This window comes from Mycoavidus sp. SF9855 (assembly GCF_024582735.1).
Lineage (GTDB): Bacteria > Pseudomonadota > Gammaproteobacteria > Burkholderiales > Burkholderiaceae > Mycoavidus.
On sequence record NZ_CP102085.1, the window covers coordinates 770,911 to 788,171 of the forward strand.

Genomic DNA, 17,261 nt, shown 5'->3' on the forward strand with positions numbered 1-17,261 from the left:
GGTCTGCCAAATCGGGTGAGTGAAATAAGGGGGTGGATTTTGCTGCTAACCAGAAGCCAATCTGTGGCCGACTAGGGGCTCAGGATGATGTTTTGCATGGCGGAAGATGCTTGGAATTCGTTAATCATCCCAAGTAGTCCAAAATACAGGCCCATCATGATCGCTACAGTTGAGAATGAGAGGCTATAGCGGATCAGCGTAGCGGTTCGTTGAATACGCTTTGGTGTTTCGCGCAGAATATATTGGGCGACGCTTAGGAGCGCGCTATCAAGTTTCTGGTATTCGCTAATGTCTTGCAGGCGATACTGGAATTCCCGCTGAAGAATGCCGGTGGCAAATGCTTCTCCGCCCGCATTGGGCATTTCTTCAAAATTGAGCAAAATCCGCTTAATGTGCGCAGCAAGCCAAGGGGACGCGTAGGGTTTAATGCGTAACAAGGCTTCGTGGATGCTGATTGCACGTGCGCCAATTTTCTGGGTGATGGAAGCGATTGTCGCTAGGAAAAGCGCACCGGCAAAATCTCGGTGCACGCTGTAAAAGATAACGTGTTGGTCAAGCCATGCTCGCCAATGCCCGGTATAGTTTTTGATTGACCAAGAGCCCCATATCAAGGCGGCTACGAGTAGGGCCAGCCAACCTGGGCCAACCATGCGGATTGCGGTGGCAAATATATGATAGGTTTGCGCAATGGGTCCATAAAGGTTGCTATCGAGGTTCATCGCAGATTCGATTTTCGGCACGATCCAATAGCCAATTAGGCCTAAAAAAATATGCAAAATGGCTAGGCCGACGAGCGCGCTGGCATTGATTAAAAGGAATAAATGCTTGGTGGTTTCAAGGGCATCGATATTGGTCGCTAAGGTGCGTAGCCCTATTTTAAGATCACCTGATTCTTCAGCAACGGCAAGCACGGTAACCTCTTCGGGAGGAAGTGTATGGGTGACGGCTCGCGAGAAGCGGGCCGTTTCTTCGAAGCGCATGAGCCAGTGAGCGCAAACAATGCCGACGGGTTCGCCTGGGTAGCGTAGGGCATATTTTTGTAAAAATATGGCAAGTGTTTGCCCTGGCTGCGCTTCGATTTGACTCGCAAGATCAATATAGAATTCAGCGCGTTTTTGGTAGAAGCGCCGTTGGGCCCAGAGCAAGCGCCGCTTGAAACTGGGCCTGTATCTGCTACTCATGACTTGCCATAGTTGCTTCAGTTTGGTCAGGGGTGGCGAATGCATCGCGCGCTCCTATGCAGTTTTAACTGTTGTTCATAGTGTAGAAATGAGCCGAATTTTGCTTCGATATCAAGCAAATCGATCTCACCTTGCAAGGCTTTATAAAGAGCAATTTCCAGGACCGATTTACCGCTGGTCGACGCCGCGTCGAGCGGGGCTTTATGCAAGTTGTAAAGATATTGGTGCAGTTCTAGATTTTTATGGGCGCGGATTAATTGGAGCATGGATCGGTCTAACTCGAACATTTCAGCGACCACCGTGCGATGATGTAAGCCATTTAACTCAGGTAGCCCTGCGCGCTGGCAGTGCCCACAGCCATTTGGGTTACGGCAAAAAAGGCCAGGCATTTGAGGGTGCTCGAAGCGTTCGATTTTAAAGCAGCGGACAATGCGTGCAAGATAGGCAGTCAGTCCTTCGGCTAGGGTAAACAGGTCTGAGTCTGGAAACAGGTCGGCGAGCTGGGCCAAGTGATGCGTTCGAGCATTTGCGGGACGCATCAGTTCAGCCAGAGGTATTTTGCAATGCTGGCAGAGTGTGGGCAGCAGGGTTTGGTAGATCAGTAGATTGAGAAAGCCAGGTGTCGCGAGTACTTCGCGTGGTATGCCGAGCTCGTGATCGGAGAGACGATCTACAATGCCAATGGCAGAAGGAGTATGCAGTGTGGTGAAAGCACGATGGCCGGATTCGGCAATGTCGCGCAACAAAGCAGCGCTCTGCCGGTCTCGAACCTCACCGATAAAGCAGACGTCTAAGTCGCCGCGTTTGAGCTGCCGTTTGATGGTCAGAAACGGGTCGCTGTGATGGTCTTGCTCGCTGAGCGAGCGGGCTATCGAGATTTGAGAAACCCCCGGGATTAGATACTCAACAGGATCTTCAATGGAAAATTTTTTATGCCAAACCGGCATACGTGCTAGCACGGTTTGCATGGTGGTCGATTTGCCAGAATTGACCACGCCGGCGACAATCGTAGCACCGCTTAAGCGGGCTATGGCGCGTTGCCACAGTGCTACTTGGTCAGGTAGATAGCCTAAGTCTGCCAGCGAGCGAATGGTTTGGGCGTCGTCTTGAAACAGCAAACGCAATACCACATCGGTACCGCTGACCAGTGGAAAGGTGGCTAAGCGGAACAGAATCTTCTGGTTATCGATGGTAGCTGGCACTTGGCATTGCTGGGCATAATTTTCGTTAAAGATTGATTCGGAAACTGAGTTGCCGCGAGAATAGATAATTGCGGCCATATCGGTCAAATGCGCTGTGAACATATGGAAGGCCGAGGGGCGGACCAGGCGGCCAGCTACCCGAAAACCGATTGGCGAGCGTTCTTGCGTGCGCCGAATTTCCAGATGAATATCGGAAGCGCTGTGAGCGATTGCAAAGCGTGCCGCGGTTAAAAAATGAGCCCACAATGCACTATCATCCGGCTTTTTTGCGGTGCTGCCCTCTAGATGAAGGTTGCCGTGCGGCGCGCTACGAGCGCGGCATAATTCAATCATTAAGGTTGGCGCTGCAACATAATAGAATGGTTCGGCCGGGACGTAGCGGGTGCTTAATTGCCGCACAATCTCCTCGGTGATATCTGAGCGCAGCATGGCATCAAGCACAATCAGAGCGAAACGGCCACGCTGCATTTTTTCTGTTGCAGGTTCAATCAGGATTGGGCAAATTTGGTTTCGTAGCGAGGCTTGTAGAGAGATTTCTTCATACAGTGTGCGCACGAAATAGGGCAGCTCATTGGGTAAGTTGATCACCGTATTGGCTTGCGTGAGCCGCGGGGTAGTAGAGTTCGCTTGAGAGGCTGGGGCAGTCCGGCTGGCGCGACGAAAACGCAGCGCTTCACTGGTGTTGTGCGGGTTAGAGCGATTCGGTTTGGGGATCAATTTGGAGAGCATGGTCAGCTACTTTTGATGAAGGGCTAGTGGAGACTTGGTTTAAGGCTCGACCGAAGGGCGCAATGGTTTGGTGGCTGCTGGCAACGGTGGGAGATCCGGTGGCGTTGAGGGCGCCGTGGTGATAGGCCGTGCAATGCGAGTATCGAAAGCGAATGGAATTGAGCGAATCCGGCCGTTTGGATGGCGCAATTTCACGTTTTGGGGGGTGAGTTCGATCACTTTAGAGTGACGGACTATTGCCCCGGGATAGAGAGGATAGATTTGTTCCCCCCAAGTGAGGTAGCCGCGATAATCGGGGGCAATGCCAAAAGCGGCAATGTAACGAGGGTGTTCTGCGGATTTAGCAAGAGCCGAGTCAAGCGGTGGCATGTTTGTCATCATCAGTCTACTGTTAAGTTGCCCTGGAGGTGTGAGGTTAGTCTGAGTCAGCTCATTTTTCAGTTTTTGTAGTTTGAGCTGGCTTTCTAGTTGCATGAGCTCGCCTACTGTAGGGACTGTTTGAGCGCTAGCGATGCTGAAAATGCTCAGTAAATACAGCACTATTGGTATGAGTCCCAGCCTCATAGGGTGAGGGGGGAGGCGATTAATCGCGGGCATAAATCTCTCCTTTAACGTGTAACATCAAGCTCGATGCTTTGAGTGAAGCCACTGGCTGAGGGTCTTTAATGGTGAGGGCGAGCCGAGTGACACTGGTCATGGCTGGAAATGTTTCAAACAAAGCCATCGTGTGCAATGGCCCGTTGACTTCCCACGCTGCGTGTTTAATTGGATGGGGAATCGCCATGGCGGGTACGCCCGCGGGTATGCCATACACGTGAAAATCCTCAAGCTTGGTATGGGCGATTTGTTGCATGCGCTGTAACTGTGAAATGAAATTTAAGCGGATTTCACGCTCATTTGGCAAGTTAGGCAGAGAGTGCCGTAGGCTCGTCGTCGCAGCGCTGGGCATAGCCAAATTGACCTGTAGGCGTTTGTCGTCGACCGCATCGATGTGCTCGGCCCAATCATGCACTGTCGCTGCCACAAAAGTCTGTTGCGTGGCTTGCGGCAATGTGCGTTCATAATTCAGTAAGCATTTTGAGGGAGACGGTTGTACCGTACAGTCGATGCTTTTTAGGTGCCAGCCGCCGACTGTCAGCGGCAGCGCTGTGGCCCATTTGAACCAGGCGGTGATCACCGCAGGGGCATTCAGCAGTGGCTGGTTGCGTGCGTTGATTGACTGTTCATACTGCTGTTCAAAGGATAATTTGGGGGCTGCAGTGGCGTCACGTTTGCTCCCCCAGTGTGCGTAAAGTGCATAGCTGACAGTGGCGAGGCAAACCCCCATGAGCAGCCATACTATGAAGCTGCGCCACACTCTGCGACGCGGCTGAACCATGCGGGAAGCCGGGCTAGCAAAGCGCGCTAGCTCAGTTAATGTAAATGGGTTGCATTCTGCGAGCGTTATATTTCCGAGTAGCGTATAGTCATCGTTGCCGCATAATTCGGCAAACTGTCTGATGAGGTGCATTAACTCTTCGTTAGATAGCCCGACTTGATCGAAATTTTTGCCGCTGGCGGTAGCACTTCCCCACGGTCGGCCTTGGAAAATCCCGCATAGTGAATGCGTCCCTGCTGGGTCGCCGAGGGCTAATAGTACGTTTGGCCCACAACCGGGTATGGCCGCTAGCATATGCGCGGCAGCATAAATGGGTTGATGGTTAAGCTGAGTGGGTAGTATGCCGTTATAAGCGCCGAGCAGCGGGGTTTTCCCATCTTGCCAGATCAGGCTTGCATTGAGCTTATCCGCTTCGGTTAGAGCCCGCGACTCGTAAGATTCTTGAGCGCTGATCAGGGGCTTCCAGCGTAAGCCAAAAGCCAGGTGTTTGCCGTCGATCTCAATGATGCGCATTAGATATCGTCCTGAATCACCGCAGAAATCACAATTAGGGTCGTGGTGCGCTGGCGACTTGCTGCGATTGAACCTCCGCTGAGCAACGGTATGCGCTCACCTAATGTTCTGCGTCGAAATTGATCATCGAATCGTTCAAAGCCAGTCAGTACAATGGTCGAGCCACTGCGTACAGTGGTTTGTAAGGTAGTACCCTGGCGATCGATACTCGGTAGTTGCACGGATTGGGCTTGCTGGCCTGTGCCGGCATCGAATCGATCAAGGCTTTTAAGCATTGAATCTTCAATCGAGAAAGTCAGATCGACCGTATCTTTGCTGGTTGCATTAGGATAGATCAGGAGCTTTAAGCCGGTTGAAATTTGACTGGTTTTAAGACCCGGCACGCCGCCGGTGCCACCCACCGTAGAGGTGGCAGGCAGGGCTGCTGAGACATAGGAAAAGGCATTGCCAATGTCATAACTCATGGGTTGGCGGTTGCGAATGGTCATCGGTAGCTCGGTGGAGGATTGCACACGTCCGATCTCGCTTAAAGCAGTGATGAGCGCGCTTGAGTTATTCAGTGTGCCAGCCAAGAGATTGAGGTTAAACCCAGCAGCATGAGAGCCGGCCAACGAGGCAGGTGAGTGTGCTGTCAGCTTGAAATCGGGCAGCTTAGACAGAGCCGTGGTGAGCGCCATATTCCAATCGATGCCAGCTTGGCCTGTGTCATGGGTGAGCACCTGTATTTTTTGTAATTTAAGCAGCACGCGCCGCGAGAGGATATGAATCTCGCGGGTGATGATCTCGTCTGCGCGCTCTACTGCCTCTTTGGTGTCAGTGAGCGTGATCGTGCCGGTAGCGGCATTGGTTGCAATCGAGCCCACCCGGGTCATCAGGGTTTCGATGCTCTGACGAATTGAGTTCAATTCATTGACATGCGTGGCTTCACGCTTAGCGGCAGAGTTGGCGTAAGTATTTTGCGGCAGGAGCGTAGCGTTGGCGTTACTGGATTGAACAGTACTGCCTTGAAAGGCCGTGGTAAAAGACATTTCGCCTGCGGCGCCAGGGAGCTGCCAGATTTTGGTGAGCATCCGATAAAAGCGAATGGCGCCCCTAACCTCATCATATAGCCAGTTAATGGATAAGCGCGTGGCGATCAGATCGAGCATTTGATTGAGCGGTATTTCACCAGGCTGGAATTCAACCTGGGCCAGCGCATTGAACGGGGTTACTGCATGCAGGCTGGCGAACCCTGGCGGGATATGCTGTAGCAATGGATTGGGTGCGGTCGAGGTCAGCGGTGCGTCTACTTTGCCACCCGTTGCATGTGTCGTATGCAGTGCGGCGTCATTGCTTTGTGCGCGGGGCAATAGTGCTGAGGCAGATAAATAGACATCTGGGTCGATCTTAACCGGAATGCCCGTGGCTAATGTGATGCGTTCGGCGGCCAAATTCAGAGGAACAGTTTTTTCTGGGAACATCACAGCCGTTTTGACTCCCTTGCGTAGTGCATAGGGTAGGGTGACTTCACGCGCGAGGGGTACGGGCTTACCGGCTAAATAGGGCAGATCGACTTCGTCGTTGATGGCTTCCTGTGGTTTGCTGCCCTCCATCTGTGTGAGCAGCCTCGTACGCAGTCGCTGAGCATCGGCTTGGGCGCGATCAATATTTGCGCGGGTTTGTTGTACCAACTGAGGCGAGATACAGCTGCTTAACGCCAGCGCCGTGATCACCGCAAAAAGTGGATGGCAGAGAGTGTGCATAGCGGCTTTGGAAAGCTTATTGGTGCGGGTTGCAGACGGTCGTTTGACGCACCACGCGCACGACACGGTTCGTATAGAAGCATGGCTTAACCTGGTATTCGGTTAACGCTGTGGCGCCCAACACGCGGCGCACGGCTTCTTTGAAATTGCCTTGGCTTTGATCCTCGGCTTGAATCGGGATGTCATGGTCTACATCCCAGATTAAATGCCAATCATCAATCTGTGCCCAGCGTGTCAGCAGTTGCCGTAAATTCTCGTCGGTGCGTTTGACTTGCCACTGGGTGGTGGCTGATTTTTTCTGCGCCTGTTGTATTGTTGGTGGTATTTTTTGGGGGGCTGCGGGCAGAAATAGTGCATTCGGAGAGACAGTTTTTACTATTTTTGCAGGCCAAGCGGTGGCGCTTTGCTGTTTGGAAGGTTTGCGCCAGGCCTGCGCGAGCTGTTTACCAAGACGAAAATGCAAGCGTGATGCAAATTGGTTGAGCACAATATAGGGCGGTTCTGCTTGCCAGTTAAGCAGAACCTGTCCGTCAGGCTTTTCGGCCAGAATCGCTGGTGTAGGTGAGCCGGCGCGAAACTGTACATACAGCTTATGATCGTTATCGAAGACCTGGATTGGCGCGACTTCTGGCGCCCCTGATATATGCCAGTCAAAGTGATACGTCGTAGGCGTGCGCGTTTGGGGTGAGGTTATTTGAGGCACGGCGGCTGGGGGCCTAAGTTCTTGAACAAGATTAGACCTAGGTGCTTGAACCAAGTCAGAGGCGTAGAGTATTTCGCTTGAACCGCACAACAAGCTGAGCAGCGCAGGCATGAGCAAGAGCCGGGTGGGTGCATGTTTCATAGAGTACTCTCGTAATTTGAGACCACAGCAGGAGGCAGCACCATATCGCGCGCAACGATAATGGTGATTTTCTCGCCAGCTGGCAAAGTGAGCGTAGGCTTAATGTTTTGGTGACGATCCAGCATGCGCTGCACGACCTCTGAAAGTGTTTGCGCGGCGGCTTGTGAAAATGTTGAGGGCAAGGCTGTACCCGTGAGGTTGATGGTCATATTAGGCGGCGCAGATTGCTGGCGGCCGGCCCAAGTGGCAATCCCCGCCACTAAAAACGCCTGGCCGAATTGGCGCAAGAAATGGTTATTCACATGGGCCTCTAAGCCGGCTGACCCGCTCCGTTCAATGGCGGGGACGCCGCTGATATCTAGATGCGCTCCGCTTGGGAAGTTGATGCGGTTAAAGGCAATTAGTAGGCGGCTTTGACCGACTGAGACATCGGCGTTACTCATACCGATTAAAATTGTGCCGCGGGGAATTACTTTGAAGCGGCCGCGGATGCTGTCATACATATCGCGTGTCACCATTGCGCGTACGGTCCCTGGCAAGTCGCTGTTGATTTTTTGTAGGGTGACGGCGGGGATAGGCTCGCCCATCATCAATAGATAGGGTGAGCTGGCGACCGTAGGGAAAAGAGGTTGGCTACTGGTGTATTCACTTTGGCGTTGCAACCAGCGTTCATCATGACTGACCGCTGGGAAAGAGGTGTTGGGTTGGCTCATCAGTTGCTGTAGAGCGGTGTGATGGTGCGTATCGGTAGGCGCTGCTGCCGCGGCGATGGGCAATTGCGTGAGATTAGGCAGATACAGCTTGTCACCGGGGTGAGTGCTTAGATGATTTTCTAACGCACGACGATCTTCGATCTCATAGACCGCCATCTCAGTGTCATCACTGAGTGTTGCTCTGGCGCGCTCGAGCGAGAGCTTTTGTTCATCGCTTAATTGTCCCAAAGGACGGCTGGTGGTCAACAATCTGCTGTATTCGGGCGGTAGAGGCGGTGCCATGGCGAGAGGCGTTGCTGGCTCGCTTGGCGTTTTGGCTTTTTCTTGCTGGGTCAGTTGATGGGCGTGTTCGGCTTGTTGCCGCAGGGCTAAGCGGATATCCGCGGCATGCCCAGCCGCTTGCGCCCTATATTCAGTGCTGCGCTCTATAGCCTCTCGTTGTGTCGGTGTTTGAGCCGCACCGCTGAAGCGGCGTGTGAGCACGATAGCCAACATAGAAATCATCAGTACCGTGAGTAAGACTTGGACAATATTACGTTTGACGCGCGGTGCGGTTGGCCTTGAAAGGGGGGTAGACGCCATTTAGTGTTCCCACAGATTAGTGATTGGTTGATTCGAGCAGCCCCAAAAACCGCAGTTCTGGCTTCGGTTGTTATAGATTCGGACTTCGTCTTTGCCGAGTTTGAGCAAAGCGCCGTGGTCAAGTATTTGCCGGATGACAAAATAATCGCCCTGGACCATGAAGTTAGCCAGTTCAGCTGTGCCATCTTGAGCGAGGATTAAGACAGCTGGGATTTCCTGAATAGGTGGCATTTTTAGCCAAGTGAAGCGGCTATCGTCAAAGACCGCGATGGGCTTAAATGGCGTTTTGCCTTTGACGGTATAGTCAAAGTTGGCGTGTGCTAGGTCTATCGGTAGATGAGCGCTTGCTTGATTAGGCTCGCGGCTTTTGGTCTGCTTAGATGACGGGGTGAGCGTGGGTCGTGTTGGTGGCGTAGGGGTGCTCTCTGGGTTACCCGTGACCTCAGGAATAAATCCATCTAGGTGATCGCTGGCGTTATGTTGCCAAGATACCCGCTGGTAATATTGATCGGCGGCGGGTGTTAGCATCAATTCATAACGACGCTTGTTGGTGATGATGGTCGCTGTATTGGTAAGCCCTGCTAGCTTGGGCTGAATAAAAAAATCACGTCGCGTGATGGCGGTTTTACGATACCAGCTTTTGGGGTCAGCCAAATAGATGCCGATGATTAATTCGTCTTCTTCAAATTCAAGATGCGTCAGCCGCCCGGTTTGCGTTAAAACCGGATAGGTGTAATCTGGATCATAGGTATACACGACCAACTTGGGATCGAGCGCGGTGGGTTCAGCGTGCATGGTCGCAGGTGCTGGCCTGGGGGCGGGCGGGTTGAGCTTAGCAGCTTGCGCGGTGCCGAGGAGCAAAACCGTTAATAACGCGGTCCCAAGCTGATTCAGCTGTAGCCAGTCACTACGGAGCAATTTCATGATGCAGCATGGGTTGGGGAAGTTGGGCCGTAATAGGGGGTGAGCGTAAAGTGAGTCACTCCTAGGCCAATCGGGTTAGTTCGACGCTGCTGTTCGTTAAAGCGTTCGGGAGCAAGAACGAAATTGGCGGTTAATATTTTTTGTGTACGATTTGTCTCGATGCCATTGAGGCGTTCAATCAGGGTGAAGACCATATAGGCCACTTTACCGTCAGCCGCATAGGAGGTTGAATTTTCGACGACTTCACGCGTTAGGCCGGGTTGCTTGGCGATGCGCTCGGCAATCCGGTCAGTCTGCTCGAAATATTCGGTAAATGCCTGAGCTGCGGCGCCCATAGTCCAGGCTGCTGCCGCTGGGATGTCATTTTCTTGGGTTTGCCTTGGATCTGGTTTGATCGAGAGCATATGGGTTGCCCAAATACGCAGAAAATAGGTGATGTTGGCGGCGCTTGGCGTAAATTGCTGTGCCACCCGAGATGATAAATAGACCGCTCCAGAGTGCTCATCATGCTCGATAAAATAAGGCTGCGGACCCGCGCTTTTGAGGAGTTGGATCAGTGCTATCGCTTCAATCATGGCGAGCGTGAAAAATCCGGCTGCCGCTAGGCGCGCCCATCGGGCATTCAGGAGTGGCTTCTGAAAATAAGCAAACCAGGTATTGACGGCTTCTAGCGTTGTGCCAGGAGGCGGTGAATTTTCTGTTTGCGGGGGGCGTTTTAAAAATTGCATGGCGGTGAGTCTCTGGCTATTTAGCGCTTGCTGTTGGTACGCAAATGCCCAGCAGTAGTGCTGTTGCCAAAGCCGCGCAGAGTGAGAGCGCTATGGCCTGAAACAATTCCTTGGGCAATGTGGGGGACTTGCCACATCATGCAAGCCCCTACGCTACAGGTGAAAGCAAGCCCAAGCATAGTGAGGCAATTAAAATCTAGTGGAGAACTGACATGACTACTCACGCTAGCATTCAATTGCAGAACTAATTTCTGCGTGGCGGGAGTGATCCCAGCTTGGACAATGGTGAGCATGAGCCAAGCGACTACTTTGTACAAGCCGGCGACAATGATGAATCGTAGCCAGCCGTTAAATAGAAACTCAGTGGCTGGCAAGAGGTACCAGGGCAGCATAATGGGCCCCAGGCAAAAGCCAATGGCGAGCAAGAAAGATGACATTTGAGCGACTAGCATGAAGGCAATCGCCATTTGGGCAATCGCTAGCACCGCAATGACTTTGAATACAAATGACAGTAATACAAACGATAAATTGCGTAAAGTATCGATCCAGCCGCTTTGATGGTTCTTGCCGTGGCTGAGGTAGCACGTTTTTTGGGTGCCGGGCAACGGTGTGCCATCGTCGGCGAGCTTGGGTAATTCCTCGCAGACACTCGCCGCGTTGGCGCGGGTGAGCGAGAAAATCGTCTGGGCAGCACTCCATAGGGTGCGCACTGTCTCGACTGGATCAGTGCTATGTGCACTAATCTGCTGGACGGTTCGCTCCATATTGCCGACCAAAAAATCGCGCACGGTGTCGGTCCAGCCAGTTAGCATCAATAAAATGATGGCAACCTTAACGAGCAAGCTCAACTGGTTAATGAAATAGTCGACAGTAGAGTCGGCTAGCATCCACATCAATGTATGCCAAGTCGCCATGATGAGCCCCAGAACGAATAGCAATTCAATCCCTTCACCAATGAATTTTCCGTATAGCCCAAGCCCAATTTTCTGCATGAGCCGGAAGAGCTCGTTCACAATGGCCACTGGATCGTTCGCATTCATCGAGCTATCCTATGCTCGCAATGAGATGCAAGACGATGAAAAAAAACAGGCCAGCGAGTGCTAACATGCCAGCAGGCAATACTGTGGGCTGTTCTAGGGTTAAGCGGCAGCAAGCCCAAGCCAGCGACAAACGCGGTTTACCGAACTCCTGTGGGGTGCGCAAATGATCTAGGGTTGCCTGCTGCGGGGCACTCGCATAGCGGTGATAAGCGCGCTGCAGTTGAAAAATTTCATGTCGGTTGTGGCAGAGTCGATGGGCTAAGCAGCGCAAAAATAGGGGCATGGTGCGTCTCCTCAATGACCTATGGTTGATCTTGTAAGACATAGAATGGGCCGTGGTTGATCAGTTGGCGCTCGTGCATATCGAGTTGCTGTGCGTGCGTTTGACGTGCCCGGAGCAGATCGAAGAGGGCGCTGTTCGCCCATTCTTGTTCCAACCGATCTTGCGTTTGCAGCGCTAACTGGCGCTGCATCAAAGCACGTAATTCGAGCATTTCAGCAGCTAAGATCGAGGCTTGTTGGTTGAGAAGCTGCAGGCCTTGGATCGTGCTCGTGATGCCTGGAATTTGATGCGATAGAGTGTGGACACTGCGGGCGCGACTCGCGAGCGTATCGAGGGCGGCTAGATCCTGTTGCCATTGTTGCTGATACAGGCTGTCTCGGTTTTTAGCTAAATTGCTATAGGCTGATAGCCATTGTTGGGGGGCTAGGTTAAGCTGAGTGATTTCGCTTAGGCTGCGCTTAAATAAAGCGTGTGTTTGCTGGGTGGCGTCTAATAGTGCGTCAACTGAATGGGCAAGTTGCATAAACGTTTGCAACTGATGTTGCCAGGGCGCCATAATTTGTTCTAAAACATGGGCTGGCAGTTGCGCAAGGTTTTGCAGCATCGCCATATATTGCTGCATGCGCGTAATGTGTGCGGTGATATTTTGGGTGACCATGGTGCTTTGTTGGCTGACGCTGGCTAGCAACTCGGCGTGATTCATGATCTGCGTTAATTCGGTGGCGCCTCCTATGGGCGTTCCTACGCCACCGCCTGCTAGGGTAGGCGTAACCGAGCAGAGTCCGATGAGGCACCAAAGCGTGTGCCAAGAATGCTTATGCAGCTTAGCTAACATGGGTCATTTCTTCAAAGTAACGCGCTTGCCAAGCGGCGTGGCCCGAGCGGTAATGGCGCTCGAAAATTGCTTGTGCACTCAGTTCGCTGCGTAGTATGGCAAGTGTCCGGCGATCCAATGTAAGCGAGAGGCGTCGCGCAAAGCCGTTTTTTTGGGTAATGAAATAATCGCGTTTGCGCGTGCCTTTTTCGATGCCGTGGATTTGGCCCGCATGTAAACCGAAGCCAGTTTCTAGTGCCTCGCGTTGCGAAGGGGTGAGGTTGCCGCTAGGCGGCAAGAAAATGCAGGTTGGCACATTATCACGCAGGCTTGGATAAACCGGTGAATCAAGGTAGCTTTCGGGGGACTGCGTATCCATCCAGACGCAGCCGAGCTTTTTGCGCAATGTGCTGACCCAATCCACGATTTTGTTGGCAAAGCGCGGGTTATCAAGCAGGTGCCATACTTCTGGCAAGCCGATGAAGGTCGGGGCTATTTTGCCATTTAGCCGGTTTCTGGTGAGCGTATCGTCAATCTGATAAAAGCATAGATCGAGCAGCGCCGGGGCCACCAGTGAATTGTGGATAATCTTGCCTAACTCAATGCCCATAATGCTGGTGCTGGCAAAGCTATCTTCAAGATTGTCAAAATAATGAGCGTAAACGCCACTCCCCACCCACGCCGCCAGTTGTTGTTTGAAGGACCCATCGGGCAGCTGACTATAAATAGCGTGAAGTTGCCAAAGTTTGCGATCGATATGGCGCGTTGCACGGAGGGCGTTGACGAGTTGCGCGTCATCTTGTGCATTAGGGGTGTAGCCGCGTAAGCTGCCTAAAAATAGAATCCAGTCTTTGAGCCATTCAAAGTGACGTTCATGCGCCAGCAAGGCGACTGGATTGAAGCGGGCACTATGCTCATTTTCGGGCTGGATATTTAGATAAGTCCCCCCTTGCATCAGCACCGGAATGCGGGAAGAATAATCTTTGTCGAATAAGTAAATCATGGCCCCTGGATATTTGCGAAAAAGCGTCCAACTAAGATTGAGAAACGCAGTTTTGCCGGAGCCGGAGTCGCCACATAGCAGCACATGTCCGACATCATTAAAGTATCCGGTGAAATGAAAAGGGGTGCCGTATTCGGTTGGAAAGGTCGCTAAGGCAGGGCAATCGATGCCCATTTCCTGGCTCAGGTGTGGGTTATAGCGTTCCCCTTGGGCGACCGTGCGTAGGGGCGCAAGCCGCGCGAGTACCTGGGCATCAATAAAGGCCCAGCGCGCGCACTCACTCCACATGCCGGGAATGGTCACGGTAAAAGCTGACAGGGCATGAAGTTTTTCGCGCACCGGCATAAAATGGGCGGCGCGCATGATTTCTTCAGCGGCTTTACAGGTGGCGCTCGCTTGCGTGTAGGCGGAGTGCGCGGCGCTTGCGGCCTGCGCAGTATCAGGCCCACCGGCTTCAAATACCGGCGACCAGGCAAGCATGGTGAGGTTGTACCAGCCGTATGCTTCTTGGCCCATTGATACCTCGCCGCGTAGGGTATCTGCTTGGTTTGCGGCTTGGGCGCGTGCTTGGTTCTGCCGTACTTGTTCGGTGTCGCCTTTTTTTAAGGCAGCACTGAGCAGTCCACGTATATCTAGCCGTCGGTTATCGTGATATTTGCGCATACTATCGATAAAACGTTCTGCCCGAGCTCGACTGGCGAGGCGGAAAACATGGCTGAGGGTGAGTTCCCCATTAATCTTGAGTAAGTCGTCAAGGGTCGTGGGTGCGATCTGGTCGGGCCAGTTCTCGCGAGCTACCGGGACGCTGAGTGCCAGCGCGTAACGTTTGCAGCCATTGCCTTCAAAAAACAAAAAATCGTGGCCGGGAATCACTTCCGTATCGGGTAGCGCGACATCCAGAAATGGGTGATCGGAGAGGCCCGTGGTGGTTTTATCTTCGGCGCAGGGTGAACAAGCGGCGTGCAAGAAAGCGCTAAGTCGATCGCCGCTTAAGCGCGTGCATTTGAGGTTGGGCAAGCCAGCCAGCAAGGCGCTTAATAATGCTTCAAAGTCCTCTACTTGATGGTGTAACTCATCAGCAGTATAGGCAAATGCGTACTGATCGGAGAAGGTGCCGCGCACCGCTTGCCAGAGTGCTTTGTAAAGCGGTAGGCCATCATGCGATAAAGCATGGGAGAGTCTGCCGGAGAAGCGGTCTAGGCCTGCCTCAGGTGGCCGGGCGATGGTCAGGTAGTGGTGGTTTAGGTAACTACCGCTTTGCTCAAAGGCGCGCCGCCGTTCGTCGTCAACCATCTGAGCGTACCGGTCTGGTAGCGGTAGCGTGTCATAGCCGCTGATTTGCCGGCGATAGACAGTCCACCAGAGAGTGATTGGTTGATGGCTTAGACTCACTAGAGATTGCGTTAAATCTTCAATTAATTTGAGCATACTGCCAGCCGTGATGCTGTCAGTATCTGGGCCGCTATACTCGAAGGCCGCAAGCAAGGAAGAATCTTTACATACTAGAGTCTGCTGATTGCAAGCAAAAAGCCATGGCACGAGTTCGGCGCACGTGCGTATCCCTGCGTTATGGCGCTGGCCGATGGCGGCCAGTGATTCATGCTCAAAAGGGCTGGTACTGGGGTGCTTAAGTTTTAACATAGGTGTTTGCGAGCAAAGCCTAATGGACGCTGATGGCGTGTTTGCCGGAGTTGTTGACGGGGCTCGTAATGGCCTGCTTGGTGTCGGTATTTGAGGTAGATATCAAGCAGGTCAGGGTCTCGTCGGCCGGCGAGCCACATGCCGCCGTAACCTGGTAGGGCCGCGAGCAAAACCCAATAATTGTGCAAGGTGGCAGCCACCAGAAATACGCTTACCACCAGCACCACTATCATGCGCTTGTCCACCGCCAGTAAGCGCTTACGCTCAATCAGCACTTTTTTGACTTGGGCATGAAGGGTAGGATGTGGGCTAGACATACATGCTCTCGCGCTATTTTTGAGTTTAACCGCACACTGGCGAGCGACCAAAGATGGTCGTCCAGAAAATGGGGAGATTGAAGATCATGAGCGTTGCTGCCACGATCCGCAGAATCCATAATTTAATGGCTGACGATTTGTCATCTAGCATCCATAAAATAATGGCGAGCGCACATGAACCGATGCTCACAAAGGCGATTAGTTCGTCATCGACGACCTGTTTATAAAAGCGGCATAAACCGCCGCCCCAGATGCCCGCATAAGCATAAGATGACCAGGTGCATAACAGCCAGATAAGTATTGTCATGTGCGCTCCAAATTTGAGCTTATTGAACAGTGTCATAAGCCTTTGCTGCTTGTCGGATTTTGGAAAATAGCAAGCGGGTTTGATAGCGCTTGCCGGCGACTCCGAGGATTTCTCGAATCTCCCAAGGACCTCGTAGAGAACCGATACGCTGTGCTTGCACCACATAGCGGAAAGTGGCGGCGATCTGCTGACGCAGATCGGCCAAAGGCCAGTTTTGGGCTTCAGGCGCCATACGGATTAAGGATTCAAGGCGCGTGAGGGCTAATTCGGCAGAATTAGCATGAAATGAAACGACCGAGCCAGGGTGGCCCGTATTGAGTGCATCCATCAGGTCAAAGGCCTCCGCGCCGCGGATTTCACCTACGATGATGCGTGTCGGCCGGCAACGTAGGGACAGTCGGACCAGCTCGCGCAGATTGACGCCTCGGGCCGGGTGGGCTTCAAACGATACGTAATTAGGGACGCGTATTTGGAGTTCGCTAGTGTCCTCGATGGTGATCAGTCGGTCATCGTTAGGGATCACTTCAATTAATGCATTCAGCAGCGTTGTTTTACCTGATGAAGTCGAACCGCAGACAATCAGATTTTGGCGGGAATGAATGGCCCATTCAAAAAACTGTTGCAAGGCTTGGCCGCCGGTTTGCATTGCCTGGCGTAAAAACGCACTGGGGGAGGTCGCCAGGGCGGCACCTTGAGGCGAGTTCTGGGGTGTGTGCGGCAAGGTATTAAACGCGCCACTCGCCACATAATTTGGCAAGCTAAGGTGGTGTGCCATATGCTTTCGGATACAGAGCATTGGACCGTGGATGGCCACTGGCTGGCGTGCGCTGGCGATGCGCAAATCAGGTAACTGGCAATCCATAATCAATGTATCGGGCTTGCCATTTAAATTGGCGAGTAAGGTAATCGATGCTTCAAGACTCGCTTTAGCCAGTTGTATGTCGGCCAAATAAATCATCTTGCCGTTGCGTTCAAACCAAATATTGTCATGGCGATTGATCATGACTTCTTGCACGTCGAGATCATCTAACAACGGGCGAATGGGTCGTAAATGCTCATCTAGAACTTGCTTGGCCATGGCGGCGGCGGACTTATCCATGTCTGGCATTTTTTTGAGATTGAAAAAAACCCCGCCAGGCGGGGATCACACCCGGCGGGAAAGACCTGTCGGCGCAAGAGGAAGCGACCGACAAAACGTACTTTAGAAAATGTATTGGCGGCTGTCTGTAATTTGCTTGCACGGTGTGTTGGTACACTGCGCAGTCATTTTATGAGGTTTATTTTTATTTTAATAATTAAAAGTAATAAATTTAATAAGAA

Annotated in this window: 16 protein-coding genes; all 16 read right to left on the bottom strand. The window is 52.5% G+C overall.

What is annotated here, in order from left to right; translation table 11 throughout:
* Positions 1 to 71: 71 nt before the first annotated feature.
* On the bottom strand, positions 72 to 1,226 hold the full coding sequence (locus tag NQD60_RS03330) for a hypothetical protein (RefSeq protein ID WP_257101056.1): 1,155 nt from the start codon (positions 1,224 to 1,226) through the stop codon (positions 72 to 74).
* A complete protein-coding gene (locus NQD60_RS03335; protein ID WP_257101057.1) occupies positions 1,208 to 3,112 on the bottom strand; it encodes a GspE/PulE family protein in 1,905 nt (634 codons plus the stop codon). Before NQD60_RS03335 ends, NQD60_RS03330 begins: the two co-directional genes overlap by 19 nt.
* 39 nt (positions 3,113 to 3,151) lie before the next feature.
* A complete protein-coding gene (locus tag NQD60_RS03340; RefSeq protein WP_257101058.1) occupies positions 3,152 to 3,586 on the bottom strand; it encodes a hypothetical protein in 435 nt (144 codons plus the stop codon).
* 109 nt (positions 3,587 to 3,695) lie between these two features.
* A complete protein-coding gene (locus NQD60_RS03345; RefSeq protein WP_257101059.1) occupies positions 3,696 to 5,003 on the bottom strand; it encodes a hypothetical protein in 1,308 nt (435 codons plus the stop codon).
* Positions 5,003 to 6,745 carry a type II secretion system protein GspD gene (locus tag NQD60_RS03350; protein ID WP_257101060.1) on the bottom strand — a complete coding sequence of 581 codons (1,743 nt, stop codon included), beginning with the start codon at positions 6,743 to 6,745 and terminating at the stop codon, positions 5,003 to 5,005. The genes NQD60_RS03345 and NQD60_RS03350 overlap by 1 nt, the downstream gene beginning before the upstream one ends.
* Positions 6,746 to 6,761: 16 nt before the next feature.
* Complete coding sequence (locus NQD60_RS03355; RefSeq protein ID WP_257101061.1) at positions 6,762 to 7,589, bottom strand: TcpQ domain-containing protein; 828 nt, start codon at positions 7,587 to 7,589, stop codon at positions 6,762 to 6,764.
* Positions 7,586 to 8,884, bottom strand: a complete 1,299-nt coding sequence (locus NQD60_RS03360; RefSeq protein WP_257101062.1) for a TrbI/VirB10 family protein — start codon at positions 8,882 to 8,884, stop codon at positions 7,586 to 7,588. The genes NQD60_RS03355 and NQD60_RS03360 overlap by 4 nt, the downstream gene beginning before the upstream one ends.
* Positions 8,885 to 9,808 carry a TrbG/VirB9 family P-type conjugative transfer protein gene (locus NQD60_RS03365; RefSeq protein WP_257101063.1) on the bottom strand — a complete coding sequence of 308 codons (924 nt, stop codon included), beginning with the start codon at positions 9,806 to 9,808 and terminating at the stop codon, positions 8,885 to 8,887.
* A complete protein-coding gene (locus tag NQD60_RS03370; RefSeq protein ID WP_257101064.1) occupies positions 9,805 to 10,536 on the bottom strand; it encodes a type IV secretion system protein in 732 nt (243 codons plus the stop codon). Before NQD60_RS03370 ends, NQD60_RS03365 begins: the two co-directional genes overlap by 4 nt.
* A gap of 20 nt (positions 10,537 to 10,556) precedes the next feature.
* Entirely contained in the window at positions 10,557 to 11,576 is a 1,020-nt protein-coding gene (locus tag NQD60_RS03375; RefSeq protein ID WP_257101065.1) for a type IV secretion system protein, read from the bottom strand.
* 4 nt (positions 11,577 to 11,580) lie between these two features.
* Positions 11,581 to 11,859 (bottom strand): hypothetical protein, encoded by a 279-nt coding sequence (locus NQD60_RS03380; RefSeq protein ID WP_257101066.1) that lies wholly within the window; start codon positions 11,857 to 11,859, stop codon positions 11,581 to 11,583.
* 19 nt (positions 11,860 to 11,878) lie between these two features.
* Positions 11,879 to 12,694 carry a conjugal transfer protein TrbJ gene (locus NQD60_RS03385; protein WP_257101067.1) on the bottom strand — a complete coding sequence of 272 codons (816 nt, stop codon included), beginning with the start codon at positions 12,692 to 12,694 and terminating at the stop codon, positions 11,879 to 11,881.
* Entirely contained in the window at positions 12,684 to 15,317 is a 2,634-nt protein-coding gene (locus NQD60_RS03390; RefSeq protein WP_257101068.1) for a VirB4 family type IV secretion system protein, read from the bottom strand. Before NQD60_RS03390 ends, NQD60_RS03385 begins: the two co-directional genes overlap by 11 nt.
* Positions 15,311 to 15,634 carry a VirB3 family type IV secretion system protein gene (locus NQD60_RS03395; protein WP_257101069.1) on the bottom strand — a complete coding sequence of 108 codons (324 nt, stop codon included), beginning with the start codon at positions 15,632 to 15,634 and terminating at the stop codon, positions 15,311 to 15,313. Before NQD60_RS03395 ends, NQD60_RS03390 begins: the two co-directional genes overlap by 7 nt.
* 25 nt (positions 15,635 to 15,659) lie before the next feature.
* Positions 15,660 to 15,941: a hypothetical protein gene (locus NQD60_RS03400; protein WP_223694265.1), complete on the bottom strand. Its 282-nt coding sequence runs from the start codon at positions 15,939 to 15,941 to the stop codon at positions 15,660 to 15,662.
* Between the two features lie 19 nt (positions 15,942 to 15,960).
* Positions 15,961 to 17,040: a CpaF family protein gene (locus tag NQD60_RS03405; protein ID WP_257101070.1), complete on the bottom strand. Its 1,080-nt coding sequence runs from the start codon at positions 17,038 to 17,040 to the stop codon at positions 15,961 to 15,963.
* Positions 17,041 to 17,261: the final 221 nt, after the last annotated feature.